This is a genomic window from Lentibacillus daqui (assembly GCF_027186265.1).
Lineage (GTDB): Bacteria > Bacillota > Bacilli > Bacillales > Amphibacillaceae > Lentibacillus_C > Lentibacillus_C daqui.
The window spans coordinates 416,370-437,148 of the sequence record NZ_CP114176.1; the positions used below are offsets into that span (position 1 = coordinate 416,370).

General features: G+C 40.1%; 20 protein-coding genes and 2 other annotated features. Of the genes, 11 read left to right on the forward strand and 9 right to left on the reverse strand.

All coding sequences use genetic code 11. The features are described 5' to 3' along the window. The 3 genes from trpD to trpE are packed head-to-tail and all read right to left on the reverse strand — an operon-like array spanning nucleotide 1 to nucleotide 2,987. Nucleotides 1-1,026, reverse strand: coding sequence for an anthranilate phosphoribosyltransferase (gene trpD, locus O2S85_RS02235; RefSeq protein ID WP_269411141.1), 1,026 nt, complete (start codon nucleotides 1,024-1,026; stop codon nucleotides 1-3). Beyond that, entirely contained in the window at nucleotides 1,010-1,606 is a 597-nt protein-coding gene (locus O2S85_RS02240; RefSeq protein WP_269411142.1) for an anthranilate synthase component II, read from the reverse strand. Before O2S85_RS02240 ends, trpD begins: the two co-directional genes overlap by 17 nt. Further along, complete coding sequence (gene trpE / locus O2S85_RS02245) at nucleotides 1,590-2,987, reverse strand: anthranilate synthase component I (protein WP_269412437.1); 1,398 nt, start codon at nucleotides 2,985-2,987, stop codon at nucleotides 1,590-1,592. The genes O2S85_RS02240 and trpE overlap by 17 nt, the downstream gene beginning before the upstream one ends. A 72-nt stretch (nucleotides 2,988-3,059) precedes the next feature. Then, nucleotides 3,060-3,394: a binding site (T-box leader), on the reverse strand. Between the two features lie 50 nt (nucleotides 3,395-3,444). Then, nucleotides 3,445-3,734 (reverse strand) — a binding site (T-box leader). 404 nt (nucleotides 3,735-4,138) lie between these two features. Here trpE and ddlA point away from each other — a divergent pair. After that, nucleotides 4,139-5,245 carry a D-alanine--D-alanine ligase gene (gene ddlA / locus O2S85_RS02250; RefSeq protein ID WP_269411143.1) on the forward strand — a complete coding sequence of 369 codons (1,107 nt, stop codon included), beginning with the start codon at nucleotides 4,139-4,141 and terminating at the stop codon, nucleotides 5,243-5,245. A 223-nt stretch (nucleotides 5,246-5,468) separates the two neighbouring features. Here ddlA and O2S85_RS02255 read toward each other — a convergent pair whose 3' ends face one another. Then, the gene (locus O2S85_RS02255; RefSeq protein WP_269411144.1) at nucleotides 5,469-6,536 is read right to left on the reverse strand and encodes a serine hydrolase; all 1,068 of its coding nucleotides are present in this window, start codon (nucleotides 6,534-6,536) and stop codon (nucleotides 5,469-5,471) included. Between the two features lie 369 nt (nucleotides 6,537-6,905). Next, nucleotides 6,906-7,466, reverse strand: coding sequence for a nitroreductase family protein (locus O2S85_RS02260; RefSeq protein ID WP_269411145.1), 561 nt, complete (start codon nucleotides 7,464-7,466; stop codon nucleotides 6,906-6,908). Nucleotides 7,467-7,512: 46 nt separating this feature from the next. On the opposite strand from O2S85_RS02260, the gene O2S85_RS02265 reads away from it, so the two are divergent. Next, nucleotides 7,513-7,971, forward strand: a complete 459-nt coding sequence (locus tag O2S85_RS02265) for a hypothetical protein (RefSeq protein WP_269411146.1) — start codon at nucleotides 7,513-7,515, stop codon at nucleotides 7,969-7,971. Nucleotides 7,972-8,093: 122 nt separating this feature from the next. After that, complete coding sequence (locus O2S85_RS02270; RefSeq protein ID WP_269411147.1) at nucleotides 8,094-8,624, forward strand: HD domain-containing protein; 531 nt, start codon at nucleotides 8,094-8,096, stop codon at nucleotides 8,622-8,624. Between the two features lie 126 nt (nucleotides 8,625-8,750). On the opposite strand, the gene O2S85_RS02275 is transcribed toward O2S85_RS02270, so the two are convergent. Beyond that, nucleotides 8,751-9,737 (reverse strand): M15 family metallopeptidase, encoded by a 987-nt coding sequence (locus tag O2S85_RS02275; protein ID WP_269411148.1) that lies wholly within the window; start codon nucleotides 9,735-9,737, stop codon nucleotides 8,751-8,753. Between the two features lie 284 nt (nucleotides 9,738-10,021). Between O2S85_RS02275 and O2S85_RS02280 the strand changes: the two genes are divergently transcribed. Continuing rightward, nucleotides 10,022-10,522 carry a transposase zinc-binding domain-containing protein gene (locus tag O2S85_RS02280; protein WP_269411149.1) on the forward strand — a complete coding sequence of 167 codons (501 nt, stop codon included), beginning with the start codon at nucleotides 10,022-10,024 and terminating at the stop codon, nucleotides 10,520-10,522. Between the two features lie 36 nt (nucleotides 10,523-10,558). Beyond that, a complete protein-coding gene (locus tag O2S85_RS02285; protein WP_269411150.1) occupies nucleotides 10,559-12,106 on the forward strand; it encodes a mechanosensitive ion channel in 1,548 nt (515 codons plus the stop codon). 225 nt (nucleotides 12,107-12,331) lie between these two features. Here the strand turns inward: O2S85_RS02285 and pepT are convergent, their stop codons facing one another. Further along, the gene (pepT, locus tag O2S85_RS02290; protein ID WP_269411151.1) at nucleotides 12,332-13,558 is read right to left on the reverse strand and encodes a peptidase T; all 1,227 of its coding nucleotides are present in this window, start codon (nucleotides 13,556-13,558) and stop codon (nucleotides 12,332-12,334) included. A gap of 232 nt (nucleotides 13,559-13,790) precedes the next feature. Here pepT and O2S85_RS02295 point away from each other — a divergent pair, with 232 nt between their 5' ends. The 3 genes from O2S85_RS02295 (at nucleotide 13,791) to O2S85_RS02305 (ending at nucleotide 16,046) form a co-directional block, all read left to right on the forward strand. Then, the gene (locus tag O2S85_RS02295; protein WP_269411152.1) at nucleotides 13,791-14,633 is read left to right on the forward strand and encodes a sulfurtransferase; all 843 of its coding nucleotides are present in this window, start codon (nucleotides 13,791-13,793) and stop codon (nucleotides 14,631-14,633) included. Nucleotides 14,634-14,635: 2 nt separating this feature from the next. Continuing rightward, nucleotides 14,636-15,208, forward strand: coding sequence for a DNA-3-methyladenine glycosylase I (locus O2S85_RS02300; protein ID WP_269411153.1), 573 nt, complete (start codon nucleotides 14,636-14,638; stop codon nucleotides 15,206-15,208). Between the two features lie 325 nt (nucleotides 15,209-15,533). Beyond that, nucleotides 15,534-16,046, forward strand: a complete 513-nt coding sequence (locus tag O2S85_RS02305) for a GNAT family N-acetyltransferase (protein ID WP_269411154.1) — start codon at nucleotides 15,534-15,536, stop codon at nucleotides 16,044-16,046. Between the two features lie 127 nt (nucleotides 16,047-16,173). On the opposite strand, the gene O2S85_RS02310 is transcribed toward O2S85_RS02305, so the two are convergent. Both O2S85_RS02310 and O2S85_RS02315 read right to left on the reverse strand, forming a co-directional pair. After that, nucleotides 16,174-16,758, reverse strand: a complete 585-nt coding sequence (locus O2S85_RS02310; RefSeq protein WP_269412438.1) for a GNAT family N-acetyltransferase — start codon at nucleotides 16,756-16,758, stop codon at nucleotides 16,174-16,176. Between the two features lie 74 nt (nucleotides 16,759-16,832). Then, a complete protein-coding gene (locus O2S85_RS02315) occupies nucleotides 16,833-17,705 on the reverse strand; it encodes a putative RNA methyltransferase (protein ID WP_269411155.1) in 873 nt (290 codons plus the stop codon). A gap of 198 nt (nucleotides 17,706-17,903) precedes the next feature. Here O2S85_RS02315 and O2S85_RS18700 point away from each other — a divergent pair, with 198 nt between their 5' ends. From O2S85_RS18700 to O2S85_RS02325, 3 genes are all read left to right on the forward strand, one after another. After that, a complete protein-coding gene (locus O2S85_RS18700; RefSeq protein WP_369420057.1) occupies nucleotides 17,904-18,038 on the forward strand; it encodes an RAxF-45 family protein in 135 nt (44 codons plus the stop codon). A gap of 106 nt (nucleotides 18,039-18,144) precedes the next feature. Next, a complete protein-coding gene (gene abc-f / locus O2S85_RS02320; protein ID WP_269411156.1) occupies nucleotides 18,145-19,770 on the forward strand; it encodes a ribosomal protection-like ABC-F family protein in 1,626 nt (541 codons plus the stop codon). A gap of 124 nt (nucleotides 19,771-19,894) precedes the next feature. Then, nucleotides 19,895-20,719, forward strand: a complete 825-nt coding sequence (locus O2S85_RS02325; RefSeq protein WP_269411157.1) for an aldo/keto reductase — start codon at nucleotides 19,895-19,897, stop codon at nucleotides 20,717-20,719. Nucleotides 20,720-20,779 lie beyond the last annotated feature (60 nt).

Sequence of the window (20,779 nt, forward strand, 5' to 3'; positions counted from 1 at the left end):
TTATATCGCCTCACTTGGAATCTTTTTACTATAATCTATTAAATTCTCCAGTTTTTCCATAGCTGCCCCGGATAGGATGCTTTCTTTTGCCAGGGCAACTCCTTCTCTGATGGTACGAGCAGCGCCGTTTGCATATAAGCCTAGTCCGGCATTAAGCAGAACCGTATCAAGATGGACGCCAGGAACTCCTTTTAATACATTTAATAAAATTTCGGCATTTTGTTTGGCATCGCCACCACGGATATCCTCGATTGGATAAACAGGTAAATCAACTTCTGATGGATGAAGCGTAAAGGTTGTAATTTCCCCATTATCAAGCAAGGTAATATGGTTATCCCCGGCAAGTGATGCTTCATCCATATATTCTGCACCGTTAATTACAACCGCACGACGGCGACCAAGTTTACCCAGCGTTTCTCCCATCATTGGCAGCACATCCCGTCGATTAATTCCGAGTAACTGGGTGTTTAAATCTACCGGATTGGTTAGTGGTCCAATTAAATTAAAAATCGTTGGTATTCGTAAATTCTTTCTTACCTTCATGAATTGTTTGATCTTTGGATGAACATATGGTGCATATAAAAAGGCGATTTTGTTTTCATGCAATATTTCTTCCACCTGAGTTTTGGATAATTGTAAGGAAATCCCCAGATACTCCAGGACATCTGCACTTCCAGTTTTGCTGGAAATGCTTCGGTTCCCATGTTTAGCGACTGTGACCCCTGCACCAGCAATTACGAACGCAGCAGTGGTACTGATGTTAAAACTATTGGATCCATCCCCGCCAGTTCCACAGTTATCCATGGCATTGGCAATGTTGCTTGTTGTTTGCAACGAATTTTCACGAATGATCTGCGCCAGACCGGCAATTTCATCGGCTGTTTCGCCTTTTGCCCGTAATCCAAGCAGGAATGCACCAATTTCACTGTCTGAAACGGTACCCGTGAAGCATAGGGTGGTTGCTGCTTTTACCTCGTCAAATGTCAGATCTTGTTTATTGGCCAGCTTTTCAAGATATTGTTTCATAGTGGATCACTCCAATCTCATCCAAAAAGTTTCGAATGATTTTCTTTCCAGTATTCGTTCCAATGGACTCCGGGTGAAACTGGACGCCGTACACTGCGTATTGCCGATGTTTGATAGCCATGATTTCATGGTCATCCAGCGACGTTGCGGTAATTTCCAGTTCTGCCGGGGTTGTCGATGGGTCAATGATTTGTGAATGATATCGCATGACCTTCAGCGGCTGGGTTAAATAACTGAATAAACCTGATCCATTATGGGTGATTCGAGATGTTTTTCCGTGCTTGATCACTTTCGCCGGCTTGATGGTTGCGCCAAGTGCAGCACCAATGACCTGATGGCCTAAACAAACGCCCAAGATTGGGATGCGTTGGTAAAAAGTTTGCACGATCTCGATACATCGACCAGCTTCACGTGGCAGCCCCGGTCCCGGTGAAATGACAATGGCTTCCGGTTGTAATGCTGCAATCTCGGCTAAGCTGATGGCATCATTTCGCACCACCTTTACCGTGATATGTTCCTCGGAAAAATATTGATACAGGTTATAAGTGAATGAATCGTAATTATCAATGAGCAGGATCATATTGGGTCACCTCCATTAAGGCTTTTGCTTTGCGTAATGTTTCTTCATATTCCTTCTCCGGATCCGAATCATAAACAATTCCGGCTCCAGCTTGTAAGTAAGCTTTCTGATCTTTAATGATCAATGAACGTATGGCCAGGGCAATGTTTAAATCATGATTGAAACTGATATAACCAATCCCGCCTGCATATGGCCCGCGCTTGGTATTTTCCAATTCATTAATGATCTGCATGGCACGAATTTTCGGAGCTCCGGAAACAGTACCTGCTGGGAGGGCGGATCGTAAAGCATCAATACCAGAAACGCCTTGCTTTAGTCGTCCGTGCACCTCCGAAACAAAGTGCATGACATGCTGATATTTTTCAATGGTCATGTACGTTGGCGTTGTGATGCTGCCAATCTCACAAACCCGGCCAAGATCATTTCTGCTTAAATCCACCAGCATCCGATGTTCCGCAAGCTCCTTCTCATCTGATAAAAGTTCTGCTTCGAGGGATGCTTCCTCTTCAGCGGTTTGCCCACGTCCACGGGTTCCCGCGATTGGGTTGGCGACTACGTGACGGCCACTAGTTTGAATCAGACTTTCCGGTGATGCGCCTAAAACAAAGTAATCAGCAAAGTCAATGTAAAACATATAAGGTGACGCGTTGGCTTTTCTTAATTTCCGATAGAACGATAGCGGATTATCGGCAAAGTCAGCCTGCATGCGCTGAGATAAAACGACTTGGAAAATATCGCCTTGTTGGATCAGCTGCTTTGCTGTTTCGACCTTCTCCATAAACGCTTCCTTGGTAATCTCCGGTAGAAAGGCGACCGGATCCATGTCGTCTGATGTCGGGATATCCGCCGTGCTTGTTAGTGCCTGCTGTAACTTTTCCAACCGATCATCCAGCATGGCTTCAGATTGCTGGTCCCGGTTAATGGCTACTAAATAGACCATTTCGCTTGCATGTTCATATACGATAATGTCCTGATAAAGCATGAGATGCACATCCGGCATTTCCCGATCATCCGGTAGTGGCTCTCCGATATCCTCCACCTGGCGAATCGCATCATAGCCGATATAACCAATCGCACCGCCATAAAAGGGGAAGGGGAGATCCAGTTCTATTTTTGGTAAGTGGTTCTGCACGTACTGTAAAGACTCCTCTTCATATTTCATTTGTGCTCCTTTGTCATGATCGATAACGGTAGTGCTATTTTCGTGACCGATAATTTCCTGATATGGGTTGGCGCCAATAAACGAAAATTTTCCTTTCTGTTCATGCTCAAAAGAACTTTCCAGCAGAAATTTTTTCTCGCCGGTTAAGCGGCTAAAGATTGTGATCGGTGTTAACGTATCAGCATTTTGTTTGATTATTTTATAGGGAAGGGTAGTCATTGCCAAAAACTCCTTTTCGTGTTCATATAAGCGAAATAAAAAAGTCCTCTATAAAGACAGATTAAAGTCTTTATAGAGGACGATTGCGACCGCGGTGCCACCTCTGTTGAAAACCGGTTAATCCGGATTTCATCTTTGTTCGGATACGGGATGAACAGTTGAAGTATTTGCCAAATGGAAGTAAAAACATTCACGACTTCTCTTCTCTAACCACTTATTTGTGGCATCTAACATCTGTTATCCGATATCCTATCCGTGTAACGGCGGAGCACCGTGTTTCCCTACTGCTTCGTTCGGGAAACCTCTCATAAGGCCATTCAGCTTTATCCACGTACCGGAATCACACCACCACCGGCTCTCTTTAACGCTTGTACGTAAAGCTTACTCTTCTTATTCGACGATTTGTATATAGTATTTTATTTAATATTTTTGGGTATACAAAAAAGCCCCTCCATCCCAAAAGGACGAGGAACCCGTGGTACCACCTTTATTAGCTGAAAAACAGCTCACTTTGGTAATATCAAGTTTAAGGGATGTTCAAAATTCGGTAAACCCTTTTTTTGAACACACATCAAACCTTAATATTTGTCTCTTGTAACGATGAGACATTCGCCAAAGCCTACTGCATTTATGGTTCGGTTTGGAAGTTCAGAAGTCCATTCGTCTAACCAACACCACTGGTTTACACCAACCACCAGCTCTCTGGGCGTGTTTAGAAAGATTACTACTCTTCGTCATCACTGTTCATCATTTGAATTGTTGAAATTAATGATAGGGGAGTCGGAGAGAAATGTCAAGGGGGATTTTGAAATAATTTTTGAAAAGTATTGACGATCAAAATAGCCGGAACATAAACGAGGGGGAAAATATAGACTGATCATTTTCAAATAAGGTTCGGTTATTTATAATATAGTTGGTGCCATTACGTTGATAAGCAATCGGATGATATTCATCTGCGGCGTAACCTTGGAACATTAAACATATTGCAACATACCTCTTCACCTATTGTTCATTAGATATACACCCAAAACTTAAGCAGGCATATCCAAGGTAATTTTCATTAAAAATCTCATTCGGCTGTCGCAAACAGGCTATAATATGCTATTTTATATAGTATACGACTTTTAAAAAAAGAAGGAGTTCAGTCCATAATGACAAAGAAAAAAGTGGGAATTATTTTTGGTGGGAAGTCTGCCGAACATGAGGTGTCCTTACAGTCAGCGAAAAATATTGTAGATGCCATTGATAAAGATAAATATGATGTCGTGTTGCTTGGGATTGATAAACAGGGAAAATGGCATTTGAATGATCAATCTTCTTACTTATTAAACGCAGAAAATCCAAAGCTTATTCAGCTGAATAAATCAAACGAAAATGTAGCCATTGTTCCAGGAGAAGATGGAAAGCAGCTGATTCATGCAACCAATGCAGCGAACCTGGAACAGTTAGATGTGGTATTTCCAATTGTCCACGGAACGCTAGGCGAGGACGGTAGTTTACAAGGCATGTTACGCATTGCTAATCTGCCATTTGTTGGAGCCAGTGTACTAGGTTCCTCCATCTGTATGGATAAAGAGATCGCCAAACGCCTTTTAGAAGCCGCCGGGATTAACGTGGCCAAGGGATTTGCATTCAAAAAATCTAAGAAAGATAAAATTGTTTATGAAGATATTGTTGCGCAATTAGGAACACCCATGTTTATCAAACCGGCTAATCAAGGCTCATCGGTTGGTGTCAGCAAGGTGTCCAATAAAGAGGAATTTGAAGCTGGAATCGCAGCTGCATTTCAGTACGATCATAAGGTAATCATTGAAGAAGGGCTTGTTGGCCGGGAAGTCGAGTGCTCAGTACTTGGAAACAGCGATCCGATTGCCTCCTTGCCTGGTGAAATCCTGCCACGCACGGAATTTTATTCATATGAATCCAAATATATTGATGAAACAGGAGCAGAATTGGCAATCCCGGCCTCGCTATCCGATGAGATGGTGGCAAAAGTACAACAAACTGCCATTAAAGCATTTGAGGCCCTTCAGTGTGAGGGACTTGCACGTGTTGACTTTTTCTTAACTGAACAAGGTGAGGTTTACGTCAATGAAGTGAATACCTTGCCAGGATTTACTCGCATTAGTATGTATCCGAAGTTGTGGGAAGTAAGCGGGATCTCTTATCCAGAATTAATAGACCGGTTGATTCAATTGGCGATTGAACGTCATGAAAATGATAAGATGTTGAAGAGTGCGGTTTGGGATGAAGAATAGATAAGTTTGAAGATATAAATGTCTAGCAAATGTGGGTGTTTGCTAGACATTTTTACTATGTTACGCAAATTATAGTGTCCATACCACTTATTATACTTTATGAGATCAGTCTTGTTCTGTCAAAGATAGTTTATCGTAAAAAGAAAGTTTCTATGCAAATTACAACATGAATAAAACTGAATTGGCTCCTATTTTATACTGTATTTTTCTAGGAAGACATCCGTTAGTTTGCCATTTCCCTTACCTTTTTTCTAAACTCTGCATCTGTGGCAACACTTATAACAAAATCATTGAATATATTTCTTATCCAGTATAGTTCTCCACCTGTATCATCCTTGATAAATAAGGAAAAAGACAGCGTTGTATTTTGAGATTCCTTGTACAGTGCAGAAGTTAAAACAAATAAAGTAGATCCACCTTTATACCAAAGATAGTCATCATAGTTACTCTTTATGCTTTTGCCTATTAATATTTCACTAAATATCTCTTTTTCCTCTTCGGTTAAGAGTTCATTTCCCAACTTATACATTAGGTCGGCATATTGTTTTGTAGTTGATGACGCCATCTTATTCGTAATTAGAAGCTGCATTTTCTGATCTAGCATTTTAGTCGCTTTTTTTTCAAGATAACCACTTTCATCTGCTTTCATTTTCTCGAATAATTCACTTGATAAATTCTGATACGATTGCTTATTCATCGCTGCTATCTTGTTTATAGCTAGTTTACGTTTATCGGATAAATACCCTGGTATTAAGACAGATGGAGTTAAATAAGTTATTTTATCGTGATTTAACTGAAGTGCCTCGATACTTTTATTAATAACGTCTACTCCTATTTTATCTATTAAAAAGTCCGTACAGGCATTAGAACTAAATTGCATCATCCCTTTTGCTACCTCCAACAAAGATACTTCAGTAGGAGAATTTATGGACTTTTTCCAATTGGAATGGGCTCCTCCATCTGTATCTTTAATATAGAGTTTTTCAAGTTCACTTAACCTTACTTTGTCAACGACTGAAAACTTATTATTCATCGCGCATTTAACAAAATTAAACGCTATTATTATTTTCAATGTACTTGCTAATGGAATTTTTTTATTTGGATTTATAGCCAAAGTATCTTGTCCATTTTCTTTCAGGGTTATAGATAGTATTTCCTTATGATTTTTAAGGTAATTTAATAAGTCGTACTTATTTTTCTTTAGATTGTGCCTGCTTACTACGAATCCAAAAGTGATAAAGACAATGATAAGTATTAATAATATTGTTAGAGTATGTATAATAATTTTCATTTTTCATCAACCTCTAGGATATTAATATCTTATAAACAAATATTTTCTCAAGTATTTCAAGGGACTGCCATTTATTTAGGTCTATACAGCTGTATTTGGGAAAATTTCCTTTTAGTGAAATACAAAAAATGGGGGTTTTGCATACTAATGCAAATAAAAGCATAAGAAACCGCATGAGCACTAAACTCTAAGGATTATAAACCCAGTTAACTTTAAAGGATGTGTTCATGCGGCAGTATTTCAGATGGAAATTTTAAAACTGGGAATCACCATCTCAACGTATATGTTACATTTTTTGGTATCTGATAAGTAGTCAATACCTCTTCAGTGGAACTAAAAATTGATGTGTATGCAAACTATGCATCAAACTTAGCCCTCAAACATCGAAAACTTCTCCACAACCGAAATCCGATCCTTCTTAATCGGCTCTTTATCGAAATAGCCAAGATGCAGCAGCCCGACAATTTTCTCATCATCACCAACATTTAGAATCTCTTTCATTTTTGGGTCATAGATATGCGGATTTGTTTTCCATACCACACCAAGCTGTTGTTCCCAGGCCAGCAGCCAGAAATTTTCAATCATGCATGCAGTCGCACCAAAGTTTTCATCATATTGCTTTTGGCTTTCTGGTACTTGCATAATAACCGCAAGCAAGGCATTTGGCTCGTTCAAATATTCTTCGCGATTTGCCTGACGTTCTTCCGGATACGTTGCAGCAACTTGTTTAGCGAAACTTGATTTATGCTCCTGATCAATGAAAATAAAGCGCCATGGCTGCCGCAGTTGATGTGTTGGCGCCCAAATAGCGTCTTCCAGCAATTCCAGTACAGTTTCTTTGGTAACAGGTTTATCATTATAGCCTTTTTTAACAGCGCGTCGTTCACGGATCACTTCCGCAATGGATGATCGTTCTTTTGTTTCTGCCACCAAAAATCTCTCCTTTAATTTATCTGCTTGGATTTTTAATTGATAATTGTTATCAGTCAAAGTGTACCCGAAAAAGGAATTTAAATCAACGCACTTACTTTTTGCTGGGTATCCACGTGTTGAACAATGGGGAGTGCTGGAGCAAGATCCTGTTGTCGATGCGTCCATGACAGTGCTGGAATATGTGCAAACAGCAAGTGAAGAACGTTATCAGTTAAAACGGGAATTGGAGCAAATCCAATCACAGTTGACCCATCCAACAACCGATTTAATGGAAAAGTACAATGATGTTTATAACCAGTTTTTAGCGGTCGATGGCTATCAGTTGGAAGCGGAGGCTGAAAAATGCTTACAGGATGTCAAATTGGATAGGTTAACATGGGCTTATTCCTTAGACAAGCTTCTTCATAGGAATAAGCCATTACAATCCAATATAAGGAATATAAAGCATCCGGTACGTCCAATCAAAAGCATTCAATCTCATTCAAAAAGCACGAATGGATAAATCCCATATGTTTCACTGGAACAAATTCAGGTTCATTTTTGATTGCAATATAGCTCGTTGCGTGCTATTGTATTAAACAATATATTTTTGTAGCTACCATCTTTTAGAAAGGAGACGTTAATATGCAGCGAATTACATTGGAACAAATTTTCACGCACCCGATTGCGCAAAAGTATTTGAAACGCTCAGGTGTTGCCCATGCTGTTGCGGTTGCAGAACATGCATACCATTTTGCCAATAAGTACGGTGTTGATCCGGATTTAGCAACCAAAGCCGCGTTGCTGCATGATGTGGGACACTACACATGGTATAGCAATGGGGAATGGGATTATGAATTATACCGGGAAAATGATATTCATGCGATTAAGGGAGCGAGTCGTGCGCATAAATTGTTGATTCGAATTGGCGAAGATCGGCATGCTGCGAAGGAAATTGCAATTGCGATTTTACTCCATACTGATTCTTATTTACCTGAAGGCAACCTTGAATTAAAACCATTGCAGTATGTTGTTGCGTGTGCGGATGAAGCCGATGAAGAGTATGGCGGTAACCACCATTACCGGAAAATGGATGATAGAGAAGCGGTCGAGCGGTTACGGATATTAGATCGTCAAATAGATCAGCAACGAAAAAGTTTGTCTCACATTATTTGAACAGCTAATTACCTTTTAAACAGGCATTAGCTGTTCTGTTTATATAGATGGAATTGATTCGTTAAAGAAAATCCTGCACCAGGAACGATGCAGGTTCTGTTTCAAACATATGTGAAAGGGCAGGGATTACACCGCGCCGAGATATTCTTCAAGGGTGATATGTTTTTCATAGATCACCTTGGCAGCATCTTTTCCCACATAACGAATATGCCACGGTTCATATTGATATTCGGTAATGTCCACTTTGTCTTTTGGATAGCGGATAATAAACCCGTACTTGTGCGCGTTATCCTTTAACCATTTACCCTCATTGGTATCCGCGAAGTCCTCCACTATATCGTAATTGATGTCGGGACTGGTAACATCCATGGTAAGCCCTGTTTGGTGTTCACTCTCCCCAGGTCGTGCACTGTATTTATTGGCAGCGGCTTTACCATCTTTTGCAACGTAGGCATCGAATACGGATTTTTGCCGATCATGGGAACGATAGCCAGATTGCCCGAATAAATTGACCCCTGCCGCATCACCAGTCGCAAACAATTCCTCCAATGCGTCAGCTGCTTCTTTACGCATATATTTTTTAGGGATATCCTCTGTAAATGGAAAGCGAACATCTGGAATAACCAAATCGTCCGGTTCATAATCTGCGGGTAACGCATGGTGTTTATTGACAAGTACCAGCGTATCTTTCGGGTTAGAAACAGTAATGGTCTTGTTACTATCAGCATTGACAGCATCTTGGGAAAGACCTTTACCAGGGTTTATCGTAAATGATCCATCCAGTGCCCGTTCAAGCCACTGTTTGGTATCTGCATCATAAATCCCCGTTGCCGCCAGTTTCACCTGTTGCGATTGAAAGTCTTTCAAGGCCATTGTCGTATCATCATCAAATGTATCACTTTCAGGCAAGGAATAACCCAGTTCTGACAATACCTGTTTTAATTCGGTTACTTTTTTTCCACTTGCACCATTTCTTAGTTCAGGATCAGGCAATACAAATTTTGTTTCATCCGCATTACTACTTTCTTTGCTAGTTGACTCATCGTTTGCACATGCCGTCAACATAAAAATCCCCACAATCATCATAACAGCGGGCAACAACCTTTTAAACATACATTAAATCTCCCCTCAACCGGGACAGAGGGACGGTTCCTTTGTCCCAGTTGTAATTTCGACTTTATCTATTATAGCACCATGATAATGGGACGTAAAAAGAAATTTTTCCAGTGGTAAAGGCAATTTGAATACTGAAAATTACAGACAATATTACATCATTAGGCAGGATATTGGAGAGTACAAGGATGCACTTTTTTATTGGCTAGAAAATTATAAATTTTCTCGGTTGTGGATAATTTTTATGTTAAAATTTAATTGTTCTTACTTTGAGGAGTAGAAAGATGAGAAAAGGAACCGGGATTATTAAAGAAATTCTTAAAGATCATTTTGCAGGCTTCTGGGAACTCCATTCGAATCGTTTTCCTGAGTCGTATCGTGACCATATCAAAGAGACTGTTGAGAAGACTATTCGTTGCAGTACACGTGATTTAGGTTATGCCCGATATGAATGTTTAGGATGTGAAGGAAATCCTTTACCGAAATTCGTTTGTTTTACCTGTAAAAGCAGATTGTGTCATAGTTGCGGAAAAAAGTATACCGATGACTGGTCGGATAAACAACAAGAAATGATCTTTAATGTTACACATCGTCATATGGTTTTTACTATTCCTCAAGAAATAAGAAATGTATTCTATAATAACCGAAAAAAATTAAATGAGTTAAGTAACCAAGTGGCTGAAGTTTTTAAATATCACAATAAGAAGAAAAGTATCAAAAATGAAGATTTTAGGTGGGGGAGGATGTCAATAAAAATAGGTTTAGCTCTTTTTGATGACGGGTAGCAGTAACTATAACCGTATAGAAAGGGGCATAAATCAATGGAAAACTTTATGAACGATTATTTTACAACGAATTTTTGGACAGGAGTTCAAAATGTAGTTATAGCACTTATTGTATTTCTTGTCGTATGGCTCATAGCTAAATTGGTAAGTAATACAGTAAAGAAGGCTTTAAAGAAAACAAAATGGGATGATAAATTATTTAATCGGTTCCGGTTAAAAGGGGAGCCTGTGAAGTCAGAAAGGTTTATCGCAAAAGCAGTTTATTACATACTGCTGATTGTTGCCTTTATCTTATTCTTCAATATCCTGAATCTGACGATGATTGCTAATCCATTATCGGATTTGATCTCCACATTCTTAGATTTTATTCCGGCAGTTGTGAAGGCAGTGTTGATTTTACTATTGGCTTGGGTCATTGCAACCATTGTCCAATGGCTGATTGTTGAAGGAAGCAAGAAACTGCGCATTCAGCGTCTATTTTCTAAAATAGGGATTGCGGACTCCGAGGAAGGTATTAGAAAAACCACCGAAACAATCGGAAAGTTTGCGTTCTACCTTATTTTACTCCTATTTATTCCTGGTGTACTGCAGGCTTTAAATATTCAGGGAGTTGCCGAACCGTTTAGCGGTCTGTTGGCGTCTATTTTAAACTTTATCCCTAAACTTGCTGCAGCGGTACTTATTTTTGCTGTAGGCTGGTTCGTTGGCAAAATTGTCCGCAGTGTGGTAACCAATTTATTAGATGCGGCAGGTACAGAAAAATGGATTCAAAAATTAAAGCTGTCCAATTTATTTGAAGGGACATCTTTTGCAAAATTTGTCGGAAACATTGTTTTTATCCTTATTCTAATTCCGATTACGATCTCCGCTTTAGAACAATTGGAATTAGCAGGGATTACGGAACCGGCAATTGGCATGCTGCATAGTGTCGTGCAGATGATTCCGAATATCTTGATTGCGATTGGTTTAATTTTGGTTGGAATCTGGTTAGGTAAGCTGATTGGCGAATTTGTCAGCAGTTATCTTGCTAGATTAGGATTTAATCGTTTTATTTCCACTGTCAGCAATAATAAAGTGGTGGATCAGGAGAAATGGACACCATCGTATATTGCTGGCTATATTGTACAGATTTTAATTATATTCTTCTTAACCGTGCAGGCGCTATATCTTATCCAGCTGGATTTCCTAGTAGGAATCGCAACCGCGATTACTGCTTATCTGCCAAATGTGCTGGCAGCAGTGCTTATTTTGGGTATTGCCTTATTACTTGGTTCGATGGTGCAAAAAGTATTGCTGCATCTGTTAAATGGACCGGCAACTGGTGTGCTTGCAGGCTTTGCCAAGTATAGTATTTTGATTCTGGCAGCATTTATGGCAGTATCTCAATTAGGAATTGCATCAACTATCGTAAATAGTGCGTTTATCTTACTTCTTGCTGCATTAGCATTGGCGTTTGGGCTTGCCTTTGGTTTGGGAGGAAAAGATTTTGCAGCAAAATATCTGCAGAAATTTGATAAAACAATTGATAATACTTCCATTAATCAAGAGCAGCAAAATAATACGGACAATAATGATAACCTGTAACAACAGGGAGAATGGCGTGTATACCTTCAATGGTATATGCGCTTTTTGTTCCTCATTTCGACAAACGAAAATATTATTCTTGTTATTTCCCGGGAAATATCGACAAGTTTTTCGATAGCATTTCCTTCATAACGTAAAAAGTTGAAGCGTTTCTTTTTTAAATAAGCACAGTAAAGAGCGTGGCATATTACCACGCTCAATAGCTTTGTATAAGATTGTCTTTCTTTAACCTCTCTCTTCAAACAACCGGCAAATTTCTACAATAACTTTTGTCGCTTTTTCCATTGTTTCGACGGACACGTATTCATATTTCCCGTGAAAGTTCTCACCGCCAGCAAATAGGTTCGGTGTAGGAAGTCCCTTGTACGAAAGTTGCGATCCGTCAGTGCCACCGCGGATAGGCTGGACGATTGGTTTAATATCCAGATTTTCCATGGCCTGATAAGCAACATCGACAATTTCCTTGACCGGTTTTATTTTTTCACCCATATTATAGTATTGATCTTTCATCTGTAGTTCGAGACTGTTTTCACCATATTTATCTTTCATGGCTTGCACGTTTGCTTTCATTGTTTCCTTTCGCCTGGCAAAGTTATCCTTGTCAAAGTCCCGGATAATAAAGGTGGCCTGGGTATTTTCCACATTTCCACTGACTGAGATTAAATGGAAAAACCCTTCATACTTTTCGGTGTGTTCCGGTGTTTCACTTTCTGGGAACTTACAAATAAACTCGGCTGCCATGCGTCCTGCATTCACCATTTTATCTTTAGCTGTTCCGGGGTGAACACTATTTCCTTTAAAGTTTATTTTAGCAGCGGCAGCATTAAAGCTTTCATATTGCAATTCACCAAGCGGACCGCCATCAACCGTATAGGCAAAATCAGCGTTGAAGCGATCTACATCAAATTTATGTGGTCCCCGGCCAATCTCTTCGTCAGGAGTAAACGCAACACGGATTTGTCCATGTTTAATTTCCGGATGGTTAATCAAATATGCCATAGCGGTCATGATTTCCGTCACACCTGCTTTGTCATCCGCTCCTAGCAATGTTGTCCCATCAGTTGTAATCAGTGTTTGTCCTTTGTAGCCAGAAAGCTCAGGGAAATCTTTCGTGGATAACACGACATCTTCATTCAATTGAATATCATTGCCATCAAAGTTTTCGATGATTTGTGGATTGACATTTTTCCCTGTAAAGTCGGTTGCGGTATCGACGTGGGCAAGGAAGCCGATCGTTGGTACATCCTTTTCGGAATTGGCGGGAAGGGTTGCCATCACATAGCCGTTCTCATCCATTGTTACATCGGCCATGCCAATCTGCCGCAGTTCATCGACAAGCATATTAGCCAGATCCAGTTGGCCGGTGGTCGATGGTGTTGTTTCATTTTCTTCATTTGATTGTGTATCAACTTTGACGTATGTAGTGAATCGTTTGATCAGTTCATCCTTCATACAGATCATCTCCTTTTTCCTTAACATAAGCATATCACAACAAATTGAATTTTTCCCAGCATTATATTATGAAGGAAATCGTTTGATGTTTGTTGAATTACTTTAAGAAGCAGGGAGGTAGAAGGTATGAAAAAACATTCCATACATATTGACGGAGTCTTCAAAGATGAATATGTTATGGGAAAATTGTTATGATAGAATGAACAAAAGATAACTATGGGAGGGATTGCAAATGGCTGTTTTAGTAACACCGGATTGGCTCGAGAATCGGGTGAAGCAGCATCCGGAACAGACGGCAGTAGTTGATGTCCGTTTTTCGCTGACAGATTCTGAAGCGGGGGAAAAAGCCTATCAAGAAAGTCATATTCCAGAAGCTGTTTACCTTGATTTGAACAAAGATTTAGCAGGTCCAGTGCAGGAACACGGGGGAAATCATCCATTACCAGATATGAATGATTTTGCTGAGAAATTGGGTGAGGTTGGTATTGATCAGGATACAACAGTGGTGATTTATGATCAGGATAATGATATGTTTGCCTCAAGATTATGGTGGCTGCTGTATTTCGCTGGCCATGATAATGCCCATATTCTGGATGGTGGCTTAACTAGATGGGTGAAAGAAGGGCATGTTGTGACAAATAAGGTTCCGGTCCCGACTGTAAAACAATTTAAGCCGTCTGTCCGTTCTAATGAGATTGTGCATATGGAAGAGGTAAAAGAGAAAGTCAACCATGGATCCGCTGTATTATTGGATTCGCGCGCAGAAGATCGCTACTTGGGTAAAACCGAACCACTGTATGCAAAAGCGGGACATATTCCAGGTGCCAAAAATTACTTTTGGAAAGATGTGCTTGGAGAAGATGGACAATGGAAAAGCAAGGAAGCACTTCAAACCCATTTTGCAAAACTAGGGAAAAAGGATGAAATCATTGTATCATGCGGGTCTGGTGTTTCCGCTTGCCCAAATGTGTTAGCGCTGAAAATGGCTGGCTATGAAAATGTGAAATTGTATCCCGGAAGCTTTAGTGATTGGATATCATACCCGGAAAATAAAGTAGAAACAAAGGCGGAATAAGGATGAAAGATGCAAGCATGAAATCTCGCTGTGACTGGGTAACGTCCGACCCAATTTATATCGATTACCATGACCATGAATGGGGCCAGCCAACATATGATGATCAGAAACTGTTTGAAATGTTGTGTTTGGAAGGGGCACAGGCAGGACTTAGCTGGATTACTATTCTAAAACGCCGGGAAAATTATCGGGCTGCCTTTGACCAGTTTGATCCGAAGCAGGTAAGTGCATATGATGAGAATAAAGTCAATGAGCTGTTGCAAGATGAAGGGATTATCCGGAATGAACGAAAAATACGCTCCGTCATTACCAATGCACAAGCCTTTCTCCGGATAGCGGATGAATTTGGCTCGTTTCGTTCGTATATTTGGCAGTTTGTCGGCGGCCAGCCGATCAATAATCACTGGGAGACACATGCCGATGTTCCGGCTACAACGAAGGAATCAGAACAAATGAGTAAGGACATGAAAAAAAGAGGATTCAAGTTTGTTGGCCCAACGATTTGCTATGCGTTTATGCAGGCGACTGGAATGGTGAATGATCATACGAAGAATTGTTTTTTGTATCACGCGTAATTGTTCGGGTGCCAGGAACGGACACCATTCAGAATTGCTTGCATGTCTGGCACCCAGTCCGGATAAGTGAGAAAGGCAGTGAGACGGGAACATAAAGGTTAATACTAATTGGAAGCTAGTTTGGTAATTTGTCTTAGGGAAAGTTATGTTTTGTAAAGGAGAATATAAGCCAAAATCCACTTTTACTAATTTTTCATAAATTTTGTTTTGCCGGATGTCAAACACCCAAAATTCACCCTTGAAAATCAAGCTTGTCTTCTAGTACAATAACAAATTGTGTACATGAACGAATATAGTTTATACAGGCTAAGGAGAAGGTGTAGAATTGGTTTACTCAGTTTTTTTGGAAAAGGAAAAAGACAAAGCGGAAATTAAAGAAGAACTAGATACATTGGAAATCCAATTAGCGCGGATGCAAAATAATATGAAACAAATCGCGAAAAAGTCAGAAGTAATTAGTATTGACCACGCTAGGGATGAACAATTGGTGATTATTTATGCGGATAAAAAAGCGGATACTTTTCAGTTGATGCTGCACGATTGTCAGTCTCCATTTCGTGGTAACTGGCATTCTGCAATCCAGGCGGAATTTAAAGGCGAGGATACCCTGCATATTGCGGATATCAAAGGGGAGCAAAATAAAGGGTATGGATCCGTACTTATGGATCATTTGAAAGAACTGGCCCGTGATAAGAATATCCAATATATAACAGGTGATATTGTTGCCCGTGATTTTGACCATGTTGATCGTTTAACGTATTTCTATAGTAAGCATGATTTTGATGTTGAGGTTGATCATGAGGAGCAAAGTGGCAGAATTGTTTGGAATGATGGATGAGAGAGGGTGTGAATGTTGGAACAGTTTCTCCCTTTTCGACACCTTTCTCCTTTGATTCAAACTTAATTTTTACATTTTTCGCAAATACTATTAAGCGGCCCGATGACGGAAGGTCGCATGCCGTTTGTTATAGAAACTGACCACAAGGCAAATCAAGATTAATAGTCGTATGACGCAAGCTCGGTTCATAAGCCTTAGCTTTTTCTGACAACAGACGCATTAGAACAACAACGTCCAAGGATTGGCTGGATAAAGCATCTTCATCCCGACTTCCAATCAGTGCCACATCCGACACCACAGACCAAGCGCCGGCACGATTATAGAAAATAGCTAAAGATGGTTCACACGTGAATATGCCAAAGTCTATGTCACTTTGTTTTTCAATCCATTGAGTAGCGGCGGAGACTGTACGTAAACCTAGCCCTTGGCCACGGTACGCGGGATCAGTAGCCACACTGCTAAGACCAGCAATATTGAATGTTTGTCCATCGTGCCTGATAGTTTTGCGCACCACGCCTGCATAGCTGATCAACTTTCCGTCTATATAGGAATAAAATGAGCGTGCATGAAGTTCTTTATCGTGCGCTTTCGGAATCGTTGCCCCTGGCATTGGACAAGCGTCCGGCCAGACCCTATGCAGCATAACAGCAATCTCTCGTTGTAATGCATAAGGTGCTTGATTATAATTGATCGATTGCACAATAGTTGTCATGGTATTCCCTCGCCTTTTCACACAATTTTCACGTCTCAATACATAGGTTTTCCTTCCCTATCATTTCCTCCTGTTTACTTGTTCATTCCAACCAAAATATCCAAATCAACCGTTATTTCAGAAGAACCTTGATTAAAAAATGTATCAAATTGTTCTTTTTTCGCGTTCCAGGCAAGTGGAGACATTTGAGCTAAATGTATTAATTCCGTTTGATTGAGCACCTTGGTATAGCTTAGTTTAAATTTATTAACCAGATGGAAATGCTTTTTAAAAAGTGACACCGTTTGATCATTTTTATAGAGCATCTTGGCTGTATCATTGAAAAGTGTTTCCCGAAGTTCTATTAGATAATTTGCACGCGGAACAACTTTGACTATAAGGCCATCCGAAGCCAGGATCCTTTTGAAATCTGTATAATTTGCTGGTGAAAGTATGTTAATGATGGCATGGCACGATTGATTCGCTAATGGTGAATTCGCTAAATCCCCGACTAGCCAGATTGATTTTTGGTATTCTCTGGCAGCCATCTTAATGCCTTCCTTTGAAATATCCAAACCAACTCCGATAATCGCTTCATCCTTGCATTCGTCTAAAACCCTTTGTAAATGTGAGCCCTCCCCACATCCTGCATCAAGAATCATGAACGGCTCATTAGATACAGCTACATATTCTATTATTACTTTTGAAATCCTTTCATGCAGCAATGAATATAAGTTGCTATTCATAATGATTTGATGCCTTGCTGCAAATAAATTCTTGTTGTATTGATTGGAGGAGGGATGGTTCAGCATGTTTATATACCCTTGCTTAGCAAAATCAAATGTATGATTGTTCGAGCACATGAGACTTTTTAAATCAACGACCTTCATTGACCCTTTACAAAGTGGACATCTGAATACTTCCACAAACTGACTAACCATTTCCGCATTTTTTTCCTTATTGGTCATGTTTCTCTTCCTTTTCAAAAATTAAAAACCACAAGCGTCTGCCTCTGAGTAAGAGTAAAGGGAAAGCAATTGTTAGTCAAGCAATTCAAAATTGTATGCGTGTATTTGATCTTACGGCATTTCAATTAATTCCCAAGGTTGACTCCCAATCATTTTTCCCATAAACTAAATACAAATGAGCAAAAGGAGGTGGATATGATGAATCATACTGGTAGTGGCATAACCAAGTTTAGGGAGTACCTTTGGACGCGTTATGCAATTTTTTCCGATATTTCTATGCAAGGGACGAGTGTGTACTTTTTTAATAGAAATATATGGAAAAAATACCAGTAAGAGACATCTATCCACGAACGGAATTTTAATGCGGCGGTGGAGTGTTTGCTCTGCCGTCTTTTTTGTTTTTAATGGGGGAAGGTCTCTTCATTACGGAGGAAGAGAAATGATTGTTTCAAGCTTACAAAACGTAACACAAACTTTTGGTGCGAATACGATTTTTAGTGACGTAACATGTGAAATAAATCTTGGGGATCGAATCGGTTTAATTGGAAGAAATGGGGAAGGTAAAACAACATTACTCGATTTACTGGCACGTAAAACAGAACCAGCATCGGGAACGATTACTTGGAAAAAAGGCTTAACAGTTGGGCTTTTAGAACAAACTCCTGACGTAGATCGCGAGCGGAAAGTAGAAGCAATACTGTATGATGTATTTTCGTCCATCAATGAGATGAAAAGAAAAATGACAGATTTGGAACGATCTATGTCACTCGAAACAAATGCAAATCAATTAACACGTATTGTTGAAATATATGGGACTTTGCAAGAGAAATTTCAGGAAGCTGGCGGGTATGAAATTGATTCGCGGGTTAGACGAATAATGAGTGGATTGCAAATAGCGAATTTAGCTGAAAAAAATTGGGAGCAATTGAGCGGCGGAGAGCGTACAAAGGTTGGTCTGGCCAAGTTACTACTAACAGAGCCAAATTTGCTTTTGCTTGATGAACCGACCAATCATTTGGACTTATCCGCAATAGAATGGTTGACTGATTTTATCAAGCAATATGCAGGGACAGTTGTAATTGTGTCACATGATCGCTACTTTTTGGATGAAACCGTCACATCTATTTTTGAAATGGATCAAGGTGAGCTTATTCCTTACGCGACCAATTACACAGATTATGTAAAGGAACGTGAAGCACGATTAATGCGGGAATTTCAGCAATATCAGGATCAACAAAAGAAAATTAAAAAGATGAAAGAAACCATTAAAAAGTTAAAAGAGTGGGCCAATCAGGCAAATCCACCTAATGCTGGCCTGCATCGCCGGGCGAAAAGCATGGAAAAAGCACTTGCCAAGATAGAAGTCATGAAAAGGCCAGTCCTGGAACAGAAAAAGATCGATCTTGATTTTCAGATGAATAAACGTAGCGGTAAAGATGTCTTAGTTATGGAAAACGTCAGCAAAAGATTCCACGAAAAGGAGTTATTTTCTGCAGTAAATATGCACGTGCGTTTTCAAGACCGGGTTGCGATTGTCGGAGAAAACGGAAGCGGAAAGTCGAGTCTATTGAAAATGGTGTTAGGAACCGTGGAGGCTGACGAAGGCGCAGTTAAATTGGGTAGTAATTTGTCAGTTGGATTCCTTTCCCAGCATATGCTTGAACTGAATGGGGAACGGACAATATTGGATGAATTCCGCGATCAAGTTCATGTTACAGAAGGGGCGGCTCGCGGGATGCTAGCAAAATTCCTGTTTTATGGAAAAACTGTTTTTCAAAAAGTAAGCAGTTTAAGCGGTGGTGAACAAATGCGACTAAGGCTTGCACAATTAGTCCATCAAAGTCACAATTTGCTTATCCTTGATGAACCAACCAACCATTTGGATATTGAATCAAAGGAAGTATTGGAGGAAGCATTGGAGCAATTTGACGGAACCGTTATTGCTGTTTCCCACGACCGTTATTTTCTCGATCGATTGTTCCCAATAACCTACTGGCTCTCTGATGAAAAGCTAACTAGATATGAAGGAAACTATACCTTTGCCAGAGAAAAACGTAAAAAATAGGGAGACAAAGGGGAACAGGCACCTTGTCCCACCATTATCTACCAAAGCAGGCACAAGAACCGGACCTCTGTCCCAATATATGTTAAACTAAATTACATCACAGCAGGAAAGGAAGCGACACAACATGCAATATGTAACACTAAACAATGACCTAAAGATGCCGCAGCTGGGCTTTGGTGTGTGGCAAGTACCAGATGAAGAAGCAACCCCTGCAGTAACCAAAGCGCTGGAGGTTGGCTATCGTTCCATTGATACTGCGAAAGTTTATGAAAATGAACATGGAGTAGGGCGAGCGCTGGCAAAAACGGATATAGCCCGTGAAGATCTTTTCATTACAACTAAAGTCTGGAATAGTGATCACGGATACGAGAACACCTTAAAAGCGTTTGATGCCAGCCTGGAAAGATTGGGTCTTGATTATGTTGACCTCTATTTAATCCACTGGCCAACACCAAAATATGGCGAATATGTAGAAACCTATAAGGCGATGGAGAAACTCTACAAGGATGGCCGTGTCAAAGCGATTGGCGTGTGTAATTTCGACATAGAACACTTGCAACGTTTATTAGATGAATGTGAAGTGATACCAGCAGTAAACCAAGTCGAGTGCCATCCATACTTACAGCAAAAGGAATTGAAAAATTTCTGTAAAAAGCATGGCATCTACTTGGAAGCATGGAGCCCATTAATGAGCGGTGGCGATGTGTTGAACAGTGAAGAAGTTAAAGCAATTGCTGATCAATATGGCAAAACACCAGCACAAGTGATTATTCGCTGGCACTTGCAATACAACAACATCGTGATTCCGAAATCGGTCACACCATCACGTATTGAAGAAAACTTCGATGTATTCGATTTTGAATTAAGTGATGTCGATATGCGGAAAATGGCTGAATTGGATCGTAATCAGCGAAAAGGTCCTGAGCCGAGTGAGATGAATGCGCGATAGTAAGTGGTGGAAACGAACGTGGCGAGAATCCACGTTCGTTTTATTTTTTTGGCTTTTATT